The organism is Curtobacterium sp. LFS084, assembly GCF_047977705.1.
In the GTDB taxonomy this organism is placed as follows: domain Bacteria; phylum Actinomycetota; class Actinomycetes; order Actinomycetales; family Microbacteriaceae; genus Curtobacterium.
The window spans coordinates 25,132-41,645 of sequence record NZ_JBFPFM010000011.1; the positions used below are offsets into that span (position 1 = coordinate 25,132).

Sequence of the window (16,514 nt, forward strand, 5' to 3'; positions counted from 1 at the left end):
ACGGGTCGCGTCTACGCGGCCAGGTGGGCCTGCAGGAACCAGCGGTCCTTGGTCAGCCCGCGCTCGATCTCGATGACGACGTCCTGGCTGTTGAGGTCGACCTCGTCGAGGCCCTCGACCGCACGGCGGACCTGCAGCAGCGCGGCGTCGATCTCGGCGATCACCTCGGTGATGGTCACGTCGGAGTTCTGGAAGCCCTCGGAGAGCGGCGGGATCGTGGTGTTCGCGGCGACGGTGGCGATGCGCGAGTCGACGGGCAGGCCGAGTGCGACGATGCGTTCCGCGGCGAGGTCGGCCCACTCCTGCGCGTGTTCGACGATCGTGTCGAGCAGCTCGTGCACGCCGACGAAGTTGCGACCACGGACGTGCCAGTGCGCCTGCTTGCCGTTGACGACGAGCGCCTCGAGGTCGATGACGACCGGGGCGAGGAACTGCGCCACACCGGCGGCGAGCTCCGGCGTGGTCGAGAACGGCGACGTGGTGCTGGTGCTGGTGGTGTCGGTCATGTCGTTTCCTCCTGCCTCGTGGTCCCACCCGAGTGGGGTGGGTCCGATGGTGACAACAGTGCCCGCTCCGCTCGTGCGCCACAAGGAAGCGAAGGCTGGCCTCGCCCCGTCAGCCGACGAGGGTGTCGAAGCCGGCCTCGTCCAGCTCGATCTGCACGACGGAGCGCGCCCGCTCGACCCAGGGGCTGTCGGCACAGCCGATCCAGACGGTCGTGCGCGGTTCGCAGTCGGCGACGCACCACTCGGCGGCCCACCCCGTGACCGCGCTCGCGAGGGCCTCGCCGTGGTCGGCGAAGACGAGGGACGCCACCGCCGAGGGGCGGGCGCTCCGGACCAGCCAGGTCACGGTGACCCGCGGGGGCGCCGGGAGGGTGTGCACCTGCTCCGGCAGGGCCGTCTCGACGAAGACCTGGCCGTACGCGTTGGCGGGCAGGTCCTCGAGCATGCGGGTGATCTCGGGCAGGTCGTCGACGCCACCGGCGAGGAGGATGCGTTCGCTGGGCTGTCGCCGGGTCCGTGCCATACGGCAACGGTAAGGGAAGCCTTACCTCATCACAAGGGCACCGACACGGTTCCGGCGAGACGCTCAGCCGGCACACCGAGTTCGTGGGCGAGGAACGTCCACATCCACGACAGCGCGACGGTGTTCGTCAGCCCGGGGACACCCTGCGCGATCTGCGTCGCCACCCCGTCGCTGTACGCGGCGAGCTTGAGCGCGACGACCTCGGCCGTCCCCTCCGGTGTGAACACCCGGGCGTCCGTGCCCCGGCGGACGACCCGCACGAGGCACGCCTCCCAGACGCGGATGCGTTCGGCGTACTCCGCGGCGACCTCGGGACGACGGACGACCGCGGTCCAGTAGTCCGACCAGATCCGCCAGTGCTGCCGGACCTGCTCGGTGTCGCCGAAGAGCGGCTCGACGAGCATGCGGATGCCGACGACGGGGTCGGGTTCGGCGTCGACGGCGGCGACGATCGCCCCGTAGAAGCGCTCGGTCTCGAGCACGACGACCTCGTTGAGGATCTCCGCGACGCTGCCGAAGTGGTAGGTGACGGTCCCGACCGAGACGTCCGCCTCGGCGGCGATGTCGCGCAGGCCGGTGGCGCCGACACCGTTCCGGACGATCACGGCCCGCGCGGCCTCGACGATCATCGCGCGGCGGACCTCCGGGCGCTGTCGGACCCGGGCCGGTCCTGCGCCGCTCACGCCGAGGTCCTCGGGACGTCGTCGACGAAGGTCCGGTCGGCGACGAGGAACTCGGGGACGTCGGGGCCTCCGTCGCGTGCCCAGGCGCGCACGGTGTTCCGCACGTGGAAGGCGTCGGCGTCCGCGGTGACCTCGGACGCGGTCTCGATCCGTGCGGCCCACCCGGGCTGCTCCAACCCGATCGACCAACGGGACGTCGCGCTGGCGCTCGTCGGGTCGTCGGACCGGATCCGGTAGGTCTCGCGGGCGTCCTCGCTGAAGACGAGGCCGTCCGGGTACACGCGTCCGCCGCCGTACCCGGGGTCGACGTCGAGGGTCCACTCCCCCGTCTCGACGTCGTGCGTGACCGTGCGTTGCGGGAGAGCCTCGGTCGGCGCGACCCGTTCGATCGCGAGCGGTGTCGACCGCTCGGGCTGCTCGAACCGGACGCCGTCGTCGGCGCCACGCGTCCAGACGGGCAGCTCCAGGGTCGACGCCGCGGGGTCGAGCGTCACGGTCGGCGCGTCCGGGTGCGGCCAGACCCAAGGCCAGTACGCCGTCGACACGGCGATCCGGAGCCGGTGCCCGGCGGCGAACCGGTGTCCGGTCGACACGAGGCGGACCGGCAGCGACGCGGGCATCCCGGGCTCGAGCGGGTCGTTCCGGTCCGCCCCGTCGCGCTTCGCGGCGTTCAGGACACCACGCGTGACGAGGGTCGACGAGCCGTCCGGGGCGACGTCGCACAGCCGGACCGTCAGCGTCGCCCGTGGTCGGTCGCTCGTGACCGCGAGGTGGACGAGGACGTTGCCGAGGACGTCGAGCGGTTCCTCGAGCGGCAGGTCGAAGCAGACCGAGCGGCCGTCCTCGGCGCGCTGGTCCGGCGGCAGGTCGGTGGCGTTCCCGAACGGGAAGAACCGGCCCGCGTCGGCGCCGGTGTGCTGCGGCGACCGCACGACGACCGGGCCGTCTGCGCCGCCGCGGAGCGCGGTCAACCCCACCCTGCGTGCCACGGTCGCGGTCGACGGCCACGCCTCGGCGCCGACCCACCGGCCGCGGCGCGACTCGTAGTACGTCGCGGGCGCCTCGCCCTCGTTGATCCAGGCACGGAGCGCTGGATCCGCTTCGACGCCGGTGTCGATCCCCCGCAGCCAGCGGTCCCACCACCGCAGGGTCTCCTGCAGGAAGCCGATCGACGGCCCGGGCGCGAGCCCTCGGTCGGGGTACTGGTGCGACCACGGACCGACGATGCCCTTGACCGGGGCGTCCACGTTCGCCACGAGCCGGAGCACGGCGTCGCGGTACGGGTCCGCCCAACCGCCGACCGCGAGGACCGCGGCGCCGATGCCGTCGTAGTCCTCCGCAGCGCTGCCGTGCCGCCAGTAGTCGTCGCGCTCCTGGTGCGACAACCACACCGGGGTCATCGGCCGGTTCCGATCCAGACGGTCACGCCACTGGTCGACCCAGCCGGAACCGACGACCTCGGGCCGCGGCGGGCGCGAGTTGAAGGCGAACATCGTCGCGCCCCACGCCGCCATGTCGATCCCGAGCACCGCACCGCCGACGTAGTGCACGTCGTTGTCGTACCGGTCGTCGGTGGAGCACACCGTCACGATCGCCTTGAGGGCCTCGGGGGCACGGGCGGCGAGCTGCAGCGCGTTGAACCCGCCCCACGAGATGCCGAACATGCCGACGGCACCCGTCGACCACTCCTGCTCGGCGAGCCAGGCGATCACGGCCTCGCCGTCGCGGAGCTCCTGTTCGCTGTACTCGTCGTCGAAGAACCCGTCCGACGAGCCGGTCCCACGGATGTCCACCCGCACCGAGGCGTACCCGTGCTGGGCGTACCAGGGGTGCCGTTCCGAGTCGCGGGGCGCCGTCCAGTCGTCGAGCCGGTACGGCAGGTACTCGAGCAGCACCGGCACCGGACCGTCGGGCGACGACGGTGACCAGATCCGGGTGTGCAGCCGGACGCCGTCGGGCATCGGGATCCACTCGTCGCGGACGGTCACGCCTTCGGGCAGCACGGGATCCACCCCGAGTGCGGTGGAGCCGGTCATGCGTCCTCCCAGTTCCGGGTCAGGTGTCCGTCGCCGCGGTCCGTCCAGCCCTCGGCGTGCCGCCAGCGTGGGACGCCGTCGCCGACGTCCGGCAGCACGGTGCTGCCGGGTTCCAGCGTCGCCGCGAGGAGCGTCGCCGTGTACGGGTGGTTCGGGCCGCCGAAGACGGCATCGGTCGGGCCGATCTCGACGATGCGACCGCCGGTCATCACGGCGACGCGGTCGGCGACGCCACGCACGACGGCGAGGTCGTGGCTGATGAACAGGCAGCTGAGCCCGCGCGAACGCTGCAGCTCGGCGAGGAGCGCGAGGATCCCGGCCTGCACCTGCACGTCGAGTGCCGTCGTGATCTCGTCGGCGACGACGAGGCGCGGCTCGGCGGCCAGCGCCCGGGCGATGCCGACGCGCTGGCGCTGCCCGCCGGACAGTTGCGCGGGCAGGCGGTCGGCGAACGCCGGCCCCAGCCCGACCTGCGTGAGCAGTTCGCCGACCCGCTCCGCCGACGAGGAACCGGTGAAGAGCTTGAGCGGGCGGGCGATCGCCGCGCCGACGGTCCGCCGGGGGTTGAGCGACGTGTCCGCGTTCTGGAAGACGAGCTGCACGGCACGGCGGAGCTCCGGGGAGCGTCCGGCGACGGGCTCGCGGAGGTCGCCCGACACGGTGCCGTCGTCGAACGCGAACGTGCCGGACTCGGCGGGCACCAGGCCCGCGAGGGCCGTCGCGAGCGTCGACTTGCCGCTCCCGGATTCGCCGACGACGGCGAGCGTCTCGCGCGGCGCGATCGTGAAGGACACCCCGTCGACGGCGGCGGGCAGGCCGCTCGCGTAGCGGACGACCAGGTCCTCGGCGGTCACCACGGGGCGGACGAGCGGTTCGGGAGGAACGGTGCGGCCGGCCCTGGAGGCGACCGTCGACGAGACGGTCGCCGTCTCGGGCACGTGGTCCGTCCCTCCCGGCCGTCGCCCGTCCAGCACCGCCGCCAGCAGGGCGCGCGTGTACTCGTGCTGCGGCGCGGCGAAGAGCGCCGCCGTGGCGGCGTGCTCGACGACCTCGCCGTCGCGCATCACCGCGATCTCGTCCGCCATCGCCGACACGACGCCGAGGTCGTGGCTGACGAGCAGGACGGCCATGCCGAGCTCGCGCCCGAGGTCGGCGACGAGGTCGAGGACGGCCGCCTGGGTGACGACGTCGAGCGCCGTGGTGGGTTCGTCGAGGACGAGCACCCGGGGCCGCGCGGCGACCGCCATCGCGATCGCGACGCGCTGCTGCTGGCCGCCGGAGAGCTGGTGCGGGTACCGGCGGACGATCGTCTCCGGCGACGGCAGTCGGACGAGCCGGACGAGCTCGAGCACGCGCTCGGGGCCGTCGGGCTCGCCGTGGGCGCGCAGGGCCTCGCGGATCTGCTCGCCGACGCGCATCGACGGGGTGAGGGCCTGCCCAGCGTTCTGCGCGACCACCGAGGCGGTGCCACCCCGGAGCGACCGTCGCCCGGCCGGCGACAGGGCGAACACGTCGTCGCCGGCGACCCGCACCGAGCCGCGCTCGATCCGCGACCCGGCGCGGAGGTGCGCGAGGAGGGTGCGGGCGACGGTGGACTTGCCGCTGCCGGACTCCCCGACGAGGCCGAGGGTCCGACCGGCCGCGATCGTGAAGGACACACCACGGACGACCGGGACGAGTCGTCGGCCGGCGGCGTACGAGACGGCGAGGTCGGTGACCCGGACGATCGGGTCCGTGCCCGCTCCGGTCGCCCGGGCGGCGACGTCCGGGGCGGTGGTCTGGTCGGTGTGCGTCATGCGCTGACCCCCTGCGTGGCACGGTCGACACCGAGGGACTTCGCCAGTCCGTCGGCGGCGAGGTTGAGCCCGATCACGAGGGTCGCGAGCGCGACGATCGGGGCGAGCGTGCCGAGCGGCACGACCGTCAGGGCGGTGCGGTTCTCCTGCACCATGAGCCCCCAGTCCGGCGTCGGCGGGTTCGCACCGAAGCCGAGGAAGGACAGCGAGGCGACGAGCAGGACGATCCAGGAGGCGCGCATCGCGTACTCGACGAGGACCACGTCGAGCACGTTCGGCAGGATCTCGCGGAACACGATGGACAGGGCGCGCTCCCCGCGGGCGCGCGCGGCGGTGACGTAGTCCTGCGTGATCACGGTCCGTGCCGCGCCGCGGACCACACGGGTGACGGCCGGCGCGTAGACCACGGTCACGGCGAGGACGATGACCCAGAGGCCGGCGTCGAAGACCGTGACGACGACGAGGAGCGCGAGGATCGACGGCACGCTGAGGAGCGCGTCGACGACCCGCATCACGACCTCGTCGAACCAGTTGTCGGCGTACGCGGTGACGCACCCGAGGACGGTGCCGATCGCCACGGCGATGGTCGTCGCGAGGAAGGTGACGAGCAGCGCGTACCGACCGCCGTTGAGGGTCCGCGAGAGGATGTCGCGGCCGTACTGGTCGGTGCCGAGCCAGTTCGTCCAGGTCGGACCGGCGAGCACGTCGGCGGAGTTCGTCGCGACCGGGTCGTGCCCGGAGATGAGCGGTGCGAGGACCGCGAGCACGAGGTGCAGCGCGATGAGGCCCAGGCCGATGCTCAGCGCGGTCGAGCCGCGCAGGGGGGCGACGGCGGCGCCGATGACGGTCCGGGTGCGCGGGGCGATGGCGGTCATGCTGCTGCCTTCCGGGCGGAGCGCGTGCCGCGCGACCCGGCGCGGGTCCGGGTGCGCGTCCGACGCTGTCGGGTGCGGAGCTTCGGGTCGAGCGCGAGCGCCGTGAGGTCGGCCGCCAGGTTGCACACGACGTAGACGACGGCGCTGAGGAGTGCGATCGCCTCGATCGTCGGCAGGTCGCGGTTGAAGACGGACTCGAGCATGAGCTTGCCCATGCCGGGGTAGTTGAAGACGTTCTCGACGACGACCACCCCGCCGAGGAGCCAGGCGACGTTGAGCGCCACGACGTTGAGCGTGGGCAGGAGCGCGCTCGGGACCGCGTGCTTCCAGACCACCCGTCGCATGGTGAGGCCCTTCAGCTCGGCGGTCGTGACGAACTCGGACGCCATCACGTCGATCGTCGAGGACCGTGCGGTCCGGACGATGTAGGCCGCCATCGCCAGGGTGAGCACGATGATCGGCAGCCAGATGGTCGGCAGCAGCTCGGCCACCGTGGCGTCGCTCCCCCGCAGCACGACCGCGGGGAACAGCGGCAGCCCGATCGCGAACAGCAGCACGAGCACGGTGGCGACCATGAACTCCGGCACGCTCATCACGACGAGGCTGACGATCGAGATGACCCGGTCGGACGCGCGGCCGCGGCGGACCCCCGCGACGACCCCGAGCGTGAGCGACAGGGTGACGCCGACGAGCATCGCGGGGACCGCGATGAGCATGCTGTTCCGGAACGCGGTGAAGAGGGTCGGCGCGACGGGTTCCACGCTCACGAGCGAGGTGCCGAAGTCGCCGTGCACCGCGCCGCCGAGCCACTCGAGGTACCGGAGCCAGACGTTCTGGTCGAGCCCGAGCGACTCCCGGAGCTGCTTGACCGCGTCCGGTGTGGCGTTCTGGCCGAGCAGCTGCTGCGCGACGTCGCCGGGCAGCGCCTGCACGGCGAGGAACACGAACAGCGACGCGAGCACGACCGTCAGGACGGCGATGCCGAGGCGGCGGAGGACGGGGACGAGGACGTCCGACGGCGCGGTGCGCCGGGGTGTGGGGGTCATCGGCGCAGTCCGATCCGGAGGTAGTCGAACTCGAAGCCGTACTCCGAGTAGTTCACGACGTCGCGGGACAGCCCGACCAGGCGGTCGCCGAACATCGGGGTCATGTCCGCACCGTCCTCGACCACGAGCCGCTGGGCGTCCTGGTAGAGGGTCAGGCGTTTCGCGTCGTCCATCTCGGCACGGGCGTCGTCGAGCAGCCCGTCGAACCGCTCGTTCGACCACGCGCTCTCGTTGTACGACGAGCCGGACCGGAAGATCTGGTTGAGGAGCTGGTCGATCGGACGGCCCGTGAACCAGTAGCTCACCATGAGCGGCTTCTGCATCCAGATCTGCGTGTAGTACGAGTCCGAGCTGGCGTTCTGCACGGTCAGGCGGATGCCCGCGTCCGCGACGGCGTCGCGGTAGGCGACCGCCATCGGGGTGAACACCGACTCGTAGCTCGACGTGTAGATCGACGTACGGAGGTCCGACCGGCCGGCGGCCTTGAGCAGCGCCTTCGCCTTGTCCGGGTCGTACTCGCGGTGGTCGTCCACGAACGCGGCGAGCTGCGGCGGCACCGGGTTGTCCCAGCCGGGCGAGCCGGTGCCCTGCAGGGCGGTGTCCACGATCGTGCGGGGGTCGTACGCGAGCTTCATCGCCTGCCGGACCCGCGGGTCGCGGAACTCCTCGGAGGTGGCGAGCATCGGGATCGTGTACCACTGCGCGTTCTTCGAGCGGGCGATGGTCGCGCGGTCGGAGGCGGCGACGACCCGAGCCGTCGCGAAGTCGAGGTTCGTCTGCGAGATGAGGTCGATCTGCCCGGCGAGCAGCGCGTTCACCCGGGCGGTGGTGTCCTGGATCGAGAAGAAGTCGATCCCGTCGAGCGCGGGGCGACCGGCGAAGTGGTCGTCGAAGGCCTCGACGCTGCCGGCGCCCGCCGGGGTGAAGGACGACAGCCGGAACGGCCCCGTCCCGATGCCGGTCCGGCCGATGTCCGTGATCGCGTCCGCCGGCACGATGTAGCACTGGTAGGCGGTGAGGAGCGACGGGAACTCGGCGTTCGGCTTCGTGAGCGCGAACCGCAGCGTGTAGGGGTCCACGGCGGTCATGGAGCGCGCGTCCATCACCTCGCCGAGCACCCCGGCCTGCGGGCTGCCGGTCTTCTCGTCGAGGATGTGCCGGATGCTCGCGATCGCGTCGTCCGCGGTGCAGCGCGACCCGTCGTGGAACCGGACCCCGCGGCGGAGGCGGAACGTCCACTCGGTGCCGTCGGCGTTCGCCGACCACTCCTCGGCGAGGTCGGGCACGGTCCGGCCCTGCTCGTCGAGCTTGACGAGCCGGTTGTAGAGCGCGCCGAGGTACTCGTACGCCGACAGGGAGCTCGCGGAGTCGAGCGTCTCGGCGGCCGAGGCTGCCGGACGGGCGATGCGGAGCCGACCGCCGCGTCGGGCGGTCCCGGTGGCGGCCGCCTCCGGCAGGTCGGTGGTGCCGGCCGAGGCGCCGGAGCTGCACCCGGTGAGCGTCAGCAGGCCGAGGCCGGCGAGGCCGGCGGCGCCGGTGAGGACCGCGCGACGGCTCGGGCCGCGGGCGTTCCGGGGTTCGTGGACGATGGGTGGCATTCGGGGTGACCCCTCCTGGTAATCGTTCCGGTGAACGATAGAGGGCGGATCGCCCGCGGCCAAGCCCGGCGTCGGACCCGCACGGCGCACCGGACAGCCCCGGATCCGCGGGCTGCGGGCGATCGAGCGGTCCAGTGCGGCCCCGCCACGGGCGCGGGAAGGTTTACCAAGCCGTTACACGAGGGCCGGTCGGAGGCGGGATGATCGACGACAGCGGCGACCACGCGGTCACCGGACGCGCGAGCGAGGAGCACCGATGGCGACCTTCACCCGAGGCTTCGGCGGTCGCCGCGACGACCGCGACGACCCGCGCATCCCGCCCGGCCAGACGCTCGTGCGCGACTGGCCCGTGCTGTCCGCCGGCGCCACCCCCGACATCGCGCCCACCGACTGGGCGTTCTCGATCCGGACCGAGTCCGGGCTGCACACCTGGACGTGGGACGAGGTGCACGCGCTCGGGGTCGAGGACGTCACCGTCGACATCCACTGCGTGACGCACTGGACGAAGCTCGACATGCCGTGGCGGGGCGTCCCGCTCGACCGGCTGTTCGAGGACGTCGAGACATCGCTCGACTTCTGCATGGTGCACAGCTTCGGCGGCTACACGACGAACGTCCCGCTCGACGAGCTGCTCGACGGCCAGGCGTGGATCGCGTTCGAGGCCGACGGCGAGCCCCTCACCCCCGAGCACGGCGGGCCGGCCCGCCTGCTGGTCCCCCACCTCTACTTCTGGAAGAGCGCGAAGTGGGTGCGCGGCATCGTCATGCAGTCCGAGGACGAGCCCGGGTTCTGGGAGAACGCGGGCTACAACCTGCACGGCGACCCGTGGAAGGAGGAGCGGTACTGGTGAGCGCCGTCGAGGGCCTGGAGGCACGGAACGCCCCGCCGACGTCGGCACCGGCACGCAGGCGGCCGGCCTGGCACGCCGCGACGGTCGCCGCCGTCTCCCCGGAGACGCCGAACGCCCGACGGATCGTCCTCGACGTCCCCACCTGGCCGGGCAACGACCCGGGACAGCACCTCGACCTGCGCCTGACGGCCGAGGACGGCTACCAGGCGTCACGCTCCTACTCGATCGCCTCGTCGGGCACGGCGACCTCGGTCGTGCTCGCGGTCGACCGGGTCGAGGACGGCGAGGTCTCCCCCTTCCTCGTGGACGCCGTCGAGGTCGGGGACGCCCTCGAGGTGCACGGTCCGCTCGGCGGCTGGTTCGTCTGGCGCCCGGGCGTGTCGGACCGCCCGGTGCAGCTCGTCGCCGGCGGATCCGGGATCGTCCCGCTCGCCGCGATCGCCACCGCGCACGCCGAGGCCGAGGACCCGGCGCCGTTCCGGCTCCTCTACGCCGTGCGCACCCCGGACGACGTGTTCTTCCGCACCGAGCTCGACCGGGCCGAGGCCGCAGGGGTCGACACCACCGTCGTGTACAGCCGCCGGGCCCCTGACGGTGCGACGACCCCCGCCGGACGGCTCACCCGGGACGCCCTCGCCGCCGCGGTGTTCCCGCCGGACGCCGGCGCCCTCGTCTACGTCTGCGGGTCGACGCCCTTCGTCGAGCAGGTGCTCACCTGGCTCGGCGAGCTCGGTCACGACACGACCGACGTCCGCGCCGAACGGTTCGGGGGGAGCGCATGACGATGCTCGACGGCAACGCGTTGGCCGGGGCGCTCGCCGGGTTCCTCGGACCGGACCCGACCGTGGCCACGCTCCGGTGCTCCGGGTGCCGGACGGTCGGGGCACTCGCGGTCACGCGGGTGCACGCCAGTCCGATGGGCGTCGTCGCGCGGTGCCCGCACTGCGACGACGTGCTCGTCACGGTCGTCGACGTCCCGGGAGGGCCCTGGATCGGCATCCCGGGCGCGCGCGTCACCCCCGGCGACGACTGAGGGCGTTCGGCGAACGGAGCGCGAGCGCCACGCCGTGTCGGCGCACGGACGTGCGGGATCCGTGCGGGAAACCGCATGCTGGCGGAAGTCGACCCATCCGGACGACGCCCCGTTCCGGATCACTCGATGGGCGCCGACCGGACCACCCATCCGCAGGCGCTCGAGTGGGCACGGTGGCCCGCGCGTCCGAGGGGCGCGGGCACCCGAAGCCTGCGCCCCCGGACCGGGAACGACTGCCGTCCCCATGGCCTTGGTTGACGGTTTTCTTGAGCTGGAACGCTCAAGTGGAAAATTGGAGTGGAGCGCCATCCTGCAGAAGATGGCGAGCGACCTTGGATTCTCGAAGATCCTGTTCGGCCTGTTGCCTAAGGACAGCCAGGACTACGAGAACGCCTTCATCGTCGGCAACTACCCGGCCGCCTGGCGCGAGCATTACGACCGGGCTGGCTACGCGCGGGTCGACCCGACGGTCAGTCACTGTACCCAGAGCGTACTGCCGATTTTCTGGGAACCGTCCATCTACCAGACGCGAAAGCAGCACGAGTTCTTCGAGGAAGCCTCGGCCGCCGGCCTGGTGTATGGGCTGACCATGCCGCTGCATGGTGCTCGCGGCGAACTCGGCGCGCTGAGCCTCAGCGTGGAAGCGGAAAACCGGGCCGAGGCCAACCGTTTCATAGAGTCGGTCCTGCCGACCCTGTGGATGCTCAAGGACTACGCACTGCAGAGCGGTGCCGGACTGGCCTTCGAACATCCGGTCAGCAAACCGGTGGTTCTGACCAGCCGGGAGAAGGAAGTGTTGCAGTGGTGCGCCATCGGCAAGACCAGTTGGGAGATATCGGTTATCTGCAACTGCTCGGAAGCCAATGTGAACTTCCATATGGGAAATATTCGGCGGAAGTTCGGTGTGACCTCCCGCCGCGTAGCGGCCATTATGGCCGTTAATTTGGGTCTTATTACTCTCTGAATGACGAAGGCCCCGGTCGGGTGACCGGGGCCTTCGTGTACTGAGCGGATGACGAGATTCGAACTCGCGACCCTCACCTTGGCAAGGTGATGCGCTACCACTGCGCCACATCCGCGTACACGAGAACACTACCAGGCCGAGGGAGTTCGATCGCACCATGAGCTACGTGCACGACAACCCCGGCGGTACCGAGGCCCACGGTGTGGACCTCGTCGACGGCGACCGGCCCGCGGTGCGCATCCTCGTGCACGGCGACCTGCCGACGACGATCGAGCACGAGGGGCGCACCTGGCTGTCCTCCGGCGAGAGCCACGACGACGGCGACGACCAGGCGCCCCCCATCGCGATCTACCGGCCGGTCGGCTGAGCCGACCAGCGCCTCCTGGACCGTCGGAGCCCGACCGCAGGACATGACACGCGCTGCGGAACGCATCCGGTTCGTCCCGGCGGCGCCGGCGTGCACTAGCGTCGGGGGCGCGGGCAACGGATCAGCGCCCGGTGTGGACCGTGCGACCGACCGCCGCCCGGACACCCGACAGAGAGCGGTGCCCGCCCATGGACGACTACGCGGCCGCGGCGTCCGCCATGCAGGCGGCGCCGGACGGCTCGGACCTGTGTCCGCCCTTCCTCGCCACACTGCCCGTGACCACCGTCGGGATCTCGACGCTCGGGGACCCGTTCGGCACCGCCACGGTGTTCGCCAGCGACGCCCTCGCCGAACGCGTCGACGAGATCCAGTTCGACCTCGGCGAAGGCCCGTGCTGGGAGGCGTTGGACACCCGTCGGCCGGTCCTCGAACCCGATCTGCGGGTGACGCCCGTCGAACGGTGGCCCCTCGCGCTCGACGGGCTGATGAGCGCCGGGGTCGGCGCGATCTTCTCCTTCCCGATGCGCATCGGGACGATCCCGGTGGGCGCGGTCGACCTGTCGATCGGCCACGACCTGACCCTGACCGCCGCCCAGGTGCGCGGCGCGGTCGAACTCACCGAGGTCGCCGCCCGCCGCGTCCTCCGCAGCGCGCTCGTCGCCGCGACCGCGGATGAGCACACCGCGACCGAGAACGGACGATACTCACGACGAGAGGTGCACCAGGCCACGGGCATGGCCGCCGCGCAACTCGGCGTGAGCGTCGAGGATGCGCTGCTGGTCCTCCGCGCGCACGCCTTCGCCACCGAACGACCGGTCCGCGACGTCGCCGCGGACGTCATCGCACGCCGACTCGACCTCGCCCGGCCGTACGGTTCCGAGACCTAGGGAGCACGCACCATGGCACCGACTCGCGAGCACCGACTCGTCGACACCTTCGTCGCCCTGACCGACACCCTCGTCGACGACTACGACGTCGTCGAGCTCCTGCAGAACCTCGTCGACAGCGTCGTCGAGATCTTCGATGCCTCCGCGGCCGGCATCCTGCTCGTGAACCAGGAGCAGCAGCTCGAGGTGCTCGCGTCCACGAGCGAACGGTCCAGCTTCCTCGGCCTGCTCCAGCTCGACTCCGGCGAGGGGCCCTGCGTGGAGTGCTTCGCCACCGGCAAGACCGTCTCCGGCCGCGACCCCGCCGAGATGCAGCGTCGGTGGCCGACCTTCGCACGCGCCTCGGCCGAGTCGGGGTACGCCTCGGTGCACTCGATCCCGATGCGCCTCCGCGAGACCACGCTCGGGTCGCTGAACCTCTTCCGCGAAGCCGAGGGTGCCCTCAACCGGGACGACGCGCTCGCCGCCCAGGCGCTCACCGACGTGGCCACCATCAGCATCCTGCAGCAGCGGTCCCTCGAGCACGCGACCCTGACGCAGCAGCAGCTCCAGCGTGCGCTCGACAGCCGGGTCGTCATCGAACAAGCGAAGGGCTTCGTCGCGCACACCCACCGGGTGGAGATGGACGACGCGTTCGCGATGCTCCGCGCGTACGCCCGATCCCACCAGCTGCTGCTCGCGGACGTCGCCCGCGCGGTCGTGGAACGGCGACTCGTCCTCCCCTGAGCACCGGTCCCGGGCTGGTGGCGGCGGGTGCACGGTCCACCGCTCAGCCGTCGGGGACTAGCGTTCGACGAGGTGACCCCAGTCCACGGCCGCCGGAACGATCCCATCGTCCAGCGACCGGAAGCGCCATGACCTCCCTCTCCAGTTCCGAGCAGTCCGACACCGATGACGTCCGCTGGGCCTCGGTGGACGCGCGGACCTGGGAGGCGCGCTGCGGCTCCCACGTGATCGGCACGGTCGTCTTCGGGTCGCGGTACGTCGTGCGGCTCCGACACGGCGACCTCGCGGGGTCCCACACGAGCCTCGAGAGCGCGAAGGCACAGCTCGAGGCCTGGGTCCGCTGGCAGTCCGGGCCTCCCGGCGAACTCTGACCGCCCGGGTCAGCGCGGCGCGGACGGACCGCCCCGGCGTCGCGCCGAGACTGCTCCGTGCGGCCTGGGCGTCTGCGCGTCGGCATCCCGTGTCGACGTGGCGACGACCTCGAAGCCGGCGGCGGTGAGCTCGCCGACCAGGTGGCCGACCGACCAGCGGTACGCGGTGGTGACGGCGTGGTCGAACGGCTCCACCCGCTCGCCGGCGAAGAACCCGACGAGGAGCCGCCCGCCCGGTCGCAGCACCCGCGCGAACTCCGCCAGGGGACGCCCGAGCGCATCCGGCTCGTGGTGGATCAGCGAGTACCACGCGAGGACCCCGCCGAGGCGCTCCGGCTCGTCGGGGAGCGCGTCGACGTCCGCGACCGCGAACGCGACGCCCGGGTGCGCCTGCCGGGCGTGGTCGACGAACGCCGGGGTCCGATCGATCCCGCGCACGTCGTGGCCGAGGGCGGCGAGGTGCGCACTCCAGTGCCCGGGCCCGCACCCGGCGTCGAGCACGGGGCCGTCGACGGTCGCGGCCCACGCCCGCACGAGCGCTTCGTCGGACGGGTGCACGGACGCCATCGAGCCGAGGAGCTCCGCGTACTCCGCTGCGCGACGCCCGTAGGCCGCCGTCACGTCGTCCGTCCTGTCCATCCCGGCCATCGTACGGTCGGCCGGAGCCGCCGTACCCTTGCCACGTGCGCGCGCCCCGAGCGGTCGGCTTCGACCTCGACGACACCCTCTTCGACCATCGTGGCGCCGCGCGTGCCGGTGCCGCCGCCTTCCTCGCCGGACTCGGCGTCACCGTCACCCCGTCCGTCCTCGACGCCTGGTCGGACGCCGAGGACACGCAGTTCGAGCGCTGGCGCTCCGGCGAGATCGGCTTCCAGGAGCAGCGGCGCGAACGGCTCCGGACCGTCCTGCCCCCGCTCGGGATCGCGCTGCCCCGGGACGACCGTGGGCTCGACGTCGTGTTCGAGCAGTACCTCGGCGCCTACCGAGCCGCCTGGCGGGTCTTCCCGGACGTCCTGCCGCTCCTCGGGGAGCTCCGCTCCCGGGGGCACCGTCTCGGCCTCCTGACGAACGGCACCACCGCCCAGCAGTCCGAGAAGCTGCGGGTGACGGGTCTCGACACCGCCTTCGACGTGGTGTGCACCTCGGAGCGCATCGGTGTCCAGAAGCCGGACGCGCGCGCCTTCCACGTGCTCGCCGACGAACTGGGCGTACCCGCGACGGCGTGCCTCTTCGTCGGCGACGACCCCGTGCGGGACGTCGCCGGTGCCCGGTCGGTGGGGATGCACGCGGTCCTCGTCGACCGGCGGACCGGTGATCCGAGTGGTCTCCGCGCCCGGGTGCTGACGGCACTCGGCGAGGCCTGAACGGCACCACCGACACGCTCCGACCCGCCCGTTCCCTAGGCTGGTGGGATGCGCTCCCTCACCCGGCTCGACGACTGGACGGTGGACGACGTCGCCGAGGTCTTCGCCCTCGCGGACGCCTACCGCGACGGTCGGGGACCGACGACCGACGGCTCGGCCGTGATGTTCTTCCCCGCGACGAGCCTGCGCACCCGGGTGACCTTCGAGCGGGGTGCCGCGGCGATGGGCCTCCAGCCGATCGTCTTCCCGGACACGACGCTCGACAAGCCCGAGGCCCTGGCCGACGTCGCCGGCTACCTGGCCTCGTGGGCGGACGTCCTCGTCGTCCGCCACCACGACCTCGCCGTGGTCGAGGGCCTGGCCGACGCCGGCGTGCTCCCCGTGGTGAACGCCATGACCGACGAGAACCACCCGTGCGAGGTCCTGTCGGACCTGTACGCGCTCCGGAGCTCGGGCGCGGACCTCGGCACCCTGCGCTTCCTGTTCGTGGGAGCGGACGGGAACATCTCCAGGGCCTGGCAGGAGGCCGCACGCGTGCTGCGGCTCGACCTCGTGCAGTGCGGTCCGGACGGCCTCGCGACCCCCGGAGCGGTGTGGACCGACGACCTCGCGACCGCGATCCGGACGGCGGACGTCGTGCTCACGGACGGCCCCGGGCGGCATGCCGAGGCACTCGAATCCTTCCGGATCACGGCGGCCCTCCTCGACACCGCGCCGGCCGGCGTCCGCCTCGCACCGTGCCCGCCGTTCGTCCGCGGCCGCGAGGTCAGCGACGACGCGGTGGCGCACCCGGCGTTCGTCGGGCACGCCTTCAAGGCGTCCCTGCTCCCGGTGCAGCAGGCCGTCATGGCGCACTGCACCGGACTCGGCTGACCCGACCGACGGGCGT

The 16,514-nt window shown here is 72.3% G+C and carries 19 protein-coding genes and 1 tRNA gene; 10 read left to right on the plus strand and 10 right to left on the minus strand.

Annotated elements, in window-relative coordinates; all coding sequences use genetic code 11:
- Positions 1–11: 11 nt before the first annotated feature.
- The 8 genes from ACNQOV_RS08445 to ACNQOV_RS08480 form a co-directional block, all read right to left on the minus strand.
- Positions 12–506 (minus strand): Dps family protein, encoded by a 495-nt coding sequence (locus ACNQOV_RS08445; RefSeq protein ID WP_022905804.1) that lies wholly within the window; start codon positions 504–506, stop codon positions 12–14.
- A 109-nt stretch (positions 507–615) separates the two neighbouring features.
- Complete coding sequence (locus tag ACNQOV_RS08450) at positions 616–1,029, minus strand: SIP domain-containing protein (protein ID WP_022905803.1); 414 nt, start codon at positions 1,027–1,029, stop codon at positions 616–618.
- Between the two features lie 29 nt (positions 1,030–1,058).
- On the minus strand, positions 1,059–1,712 hold the full coding sequence (locus ACNQOV_RS08455) for a TetR/AcrR family transcriptional regulator (protein WP_416394135.1): 654 nt from the start codon (positions 1,710–1,712) through the stop codon (positions 1,059–1,061).
- The gene (locus ACNQOV_RS08460; protein WP_416394136.1) at positions 1,709–3,748 is read right to left on the minus strand and encodes a CocE/NonD family hydrolase; all 2,040 of its coding nucleotides are present in this window, start codon (positions 3,746–3,748) and stop codon (positions 1,709–1,711) included. The genes ACNQOV_RS08455 and ACNQOV_RS08460 overlap by 4 nt, the downstream gene beginning before the upstream one ends.
- A complete protein-coding gene (locus ACNQOV_RS08465; protein ID WP_416394137.1) occupies positions 3,745–5,544 on the minus strand; it encodes a dipeptide ABC transporter ATP-binding protein in 1,800 nt (599 codons plus the stop codon). Before ACNQOV_RS08465 ends, ACNQOV_RS08460 begins: the two co-directional genes overlap by 4 nt.
- Positions 5,541–6,419 carry an ABC transporter permease gene (locus ACNQOV_RS08470; RefSeq protein ID WP_416394138.1) on the minus strand — a complete coding sequence of 293 codons (879 nt, stop codon included), beginning with the start codon at positions 6,417–6,419 and terminating at the stop codon, positions 5,541–5,543. The genes ACNQOV_RS08465 and ACNQOV_RS08470 overlap by 4 nt, the downstream gene beginning before the upstream one ends.
- Positions 6,416–7,465: an ABC transporter permease gene (locus ACNQOV_RS08475; RefSeq protein ID WP_416394139.1), complete on the minus strand. Its 1,050-nt coding sequence runs from the start codon at positions 7,463–7,465 to the stop codon at positions 6,416–6,418. The genes ACNQOV_RS08470 and ACNQOV_RS08475 overlap by 4 nt, the downstream gene beginning before the upstream one ends.
- Positions 7,462–9,063, minus strand: a complete 1,602-nt coding sequence (locus ACNQOV_RS08480) for an ABC transporter substrate-binding protein (protein WP_416394140.1) — start codon at positions 9,061–9,063, stop codon at positions 7,462–7,464. Before ACNQOV_RS08480 ends, ACNQOV_RS08475 begins: the two co-directional genes overlap by 4 nt.
- Positions 9,064–9,319: 256 nt before the next feature.
- Here ACNQOV_RS08480 and ACNQOV_RS08485 point away from each other — a divergent pair, with 256 nt between their 5' ends.
- From ACNQOV_RS08485 to lasR, 4 genes are all read left to right on the plus strand, one after another.
- The gene (locus ACNQOV_RS08485; RefSeq protein ID WP_402262813.1) at positions 9,320–9,913 is read left to right on the plus strand and encodes a molybdopterin-dependent oxidoreductase; all 594 of its coding nucleotides are present in this window, start codon (positions 9,320–9,322) and stop codon (positions 9,911–9,913) included.
- Positions 9,910–10,695, plus strand: coding sequence for an FAD-binding oxidoreductase (locus ACNQOV_RS08490; protein WP_416394141.1), 786 nt, complete (start codon positions 9,910–9,912; stop codon positions 10,693–10,695). The genes ACNQOV_RS08485 and ACNQOV_RS08490 overlap by 4 nt, the downstream gene beginning before the upstream one ends.
- Complete coding sequence (locus ACNQOV_RS08495) at positions 10,692–10,946, plus strand: DUF6510 family protein (protein ID WP_022905795.1); 255 nt, start codon at positions 10,692–10,694, stop codon at positions 10,944–10,946. The genes ACNQOV_RS08490 and ACNQOV_RS08495 overlap by 4 nt, the downstream gene beginning before the upstream one ends.
- 244 nt (positions 10,947–11,190) lie before the next feature.
- A complete protein-coding gene (gene lasR, locus ACNQOV_RS08500) occupies positions 11,191–11,910 on the plus strand; it encodes a transcriptional regulator LasR (protein ID WP_347032980.1) in 720 nt (239 codons plus the stop codon).
- A 43-nt stretch (positions 11,911–11,953) separates the two neighbouring features.
- Here lasR and ACNQOV_RS08505 read toward each other — a convergent pair.
- Positions 11,954–12,025: transfer RNA gene (locus ACNQOV_RS08505), tRNA-Gly, on the minus strand.
- Between the two features lie 42 nt (positions 12,026–12,067).
- Here ACNQOV_RS08505 and ACNQOV_RS08510 point away from each other — a divergent pair.
- The 4 genes from ACNQOV_RS08510 (at position 12,068) to ACNQOV_RS08525 (ending at position 14,261) form a co-directional block, all read left to right on the plus strand.
- A complete protein-coding gene (locus tag ACNQOV_RS08510) occupies positions 12,068–12,277 on the plus strand; it encodes a hypothetical protein (RefSeq protein ID WP_022905794.1) in 210 nt (69 codons plus the stop codon).
- A 188-nt stretch (positions 12,278–12,465) separates the two neighbouring features.
- Positions 12,466–13,164, plus strand: coding sequence for a GAF and ANTAR domain-containing protein (locus ACNQOV_RS08515; RefSeq protein WP_416394142.1), 699 nt, complete (start codon positions 12,466–12,468; stop codon positions 13,162–13,164).
- A gap of 12 nt (positions 13,165–13,176) precedes the next feature.
- A complete protein-coding gene (locus tag ACNQOV_RS08520; protein ID WP_416394143.1) occupies positions 13,177–13,890 on the plus strand; it encodes an ANTAR domain-containing protein in 714 nt (237 codons plus the stop codon).
- A gap of 128 nt (positions 13,891–14,018) precedes the next feature.
- Positions 14,019–14,261, plus strand: a complete 243-nt coding sequence (locus ACNQOV_RS08525) for a hypothetical protein (RefSeq protein ID WP_402262803.1) — start codon at positions 14,019–14,021, stop codon at positions 14,259–14,261.
- 9 nt (positions 14,262–14,270) lie between these two features.
- Here the strand turns inward: ACNQOV_RS08525 and ACNQOV_RS08530 are convergent, their stop codons facing one another.
- Complete coding sequence (locus ACNQOV_RS08530) at positions 14,271–14,900, minus strand: class I SAM-dependent DNA methyltransferase (protein ID WP_416394144.1); 630 nt, start codon at positions 14,898–14,900, stop codon at positions 14,271–14,273.
- A gap of 44 nt (positions 14,901–14,944) precedes the next feature.
- Between ACNQOV_RS08530 and ACNQOV_RS08535 the strand changes: the two genes are divergently transcribed.
- Both ACNQOV_RS08535 and ACNQOV_RS08540 read left to right on the plus strand, forming a co-directional pair.
- Positions 14,945–15,625, plus strand: a complete 681-nt coding sequence (locus tag ACNQOV_RS08535; RefSeq protein ID WP_416394145.1) for an HAD family hydrolase — start codon at positions 14,945–14,947, stop codon at positions 15,623–15,625.
- Between the two features lie 48 nt (positions 15,626–15,673).
- The gene (locus ACNQOV_RS08540) at positions 15,674–16,498 is read left to right on the plus strand and encodes an ornithine carbamoyltransferase (RefSeq protein WP_416394146.1); all 825 of its coding nucleotides are present in this window, start codon (positions 15,674–15,676) and stop codon (positions 16,496–16,498) included.
- Positions 16,499–16,514 lie beyond the last annotated feature (16 nt).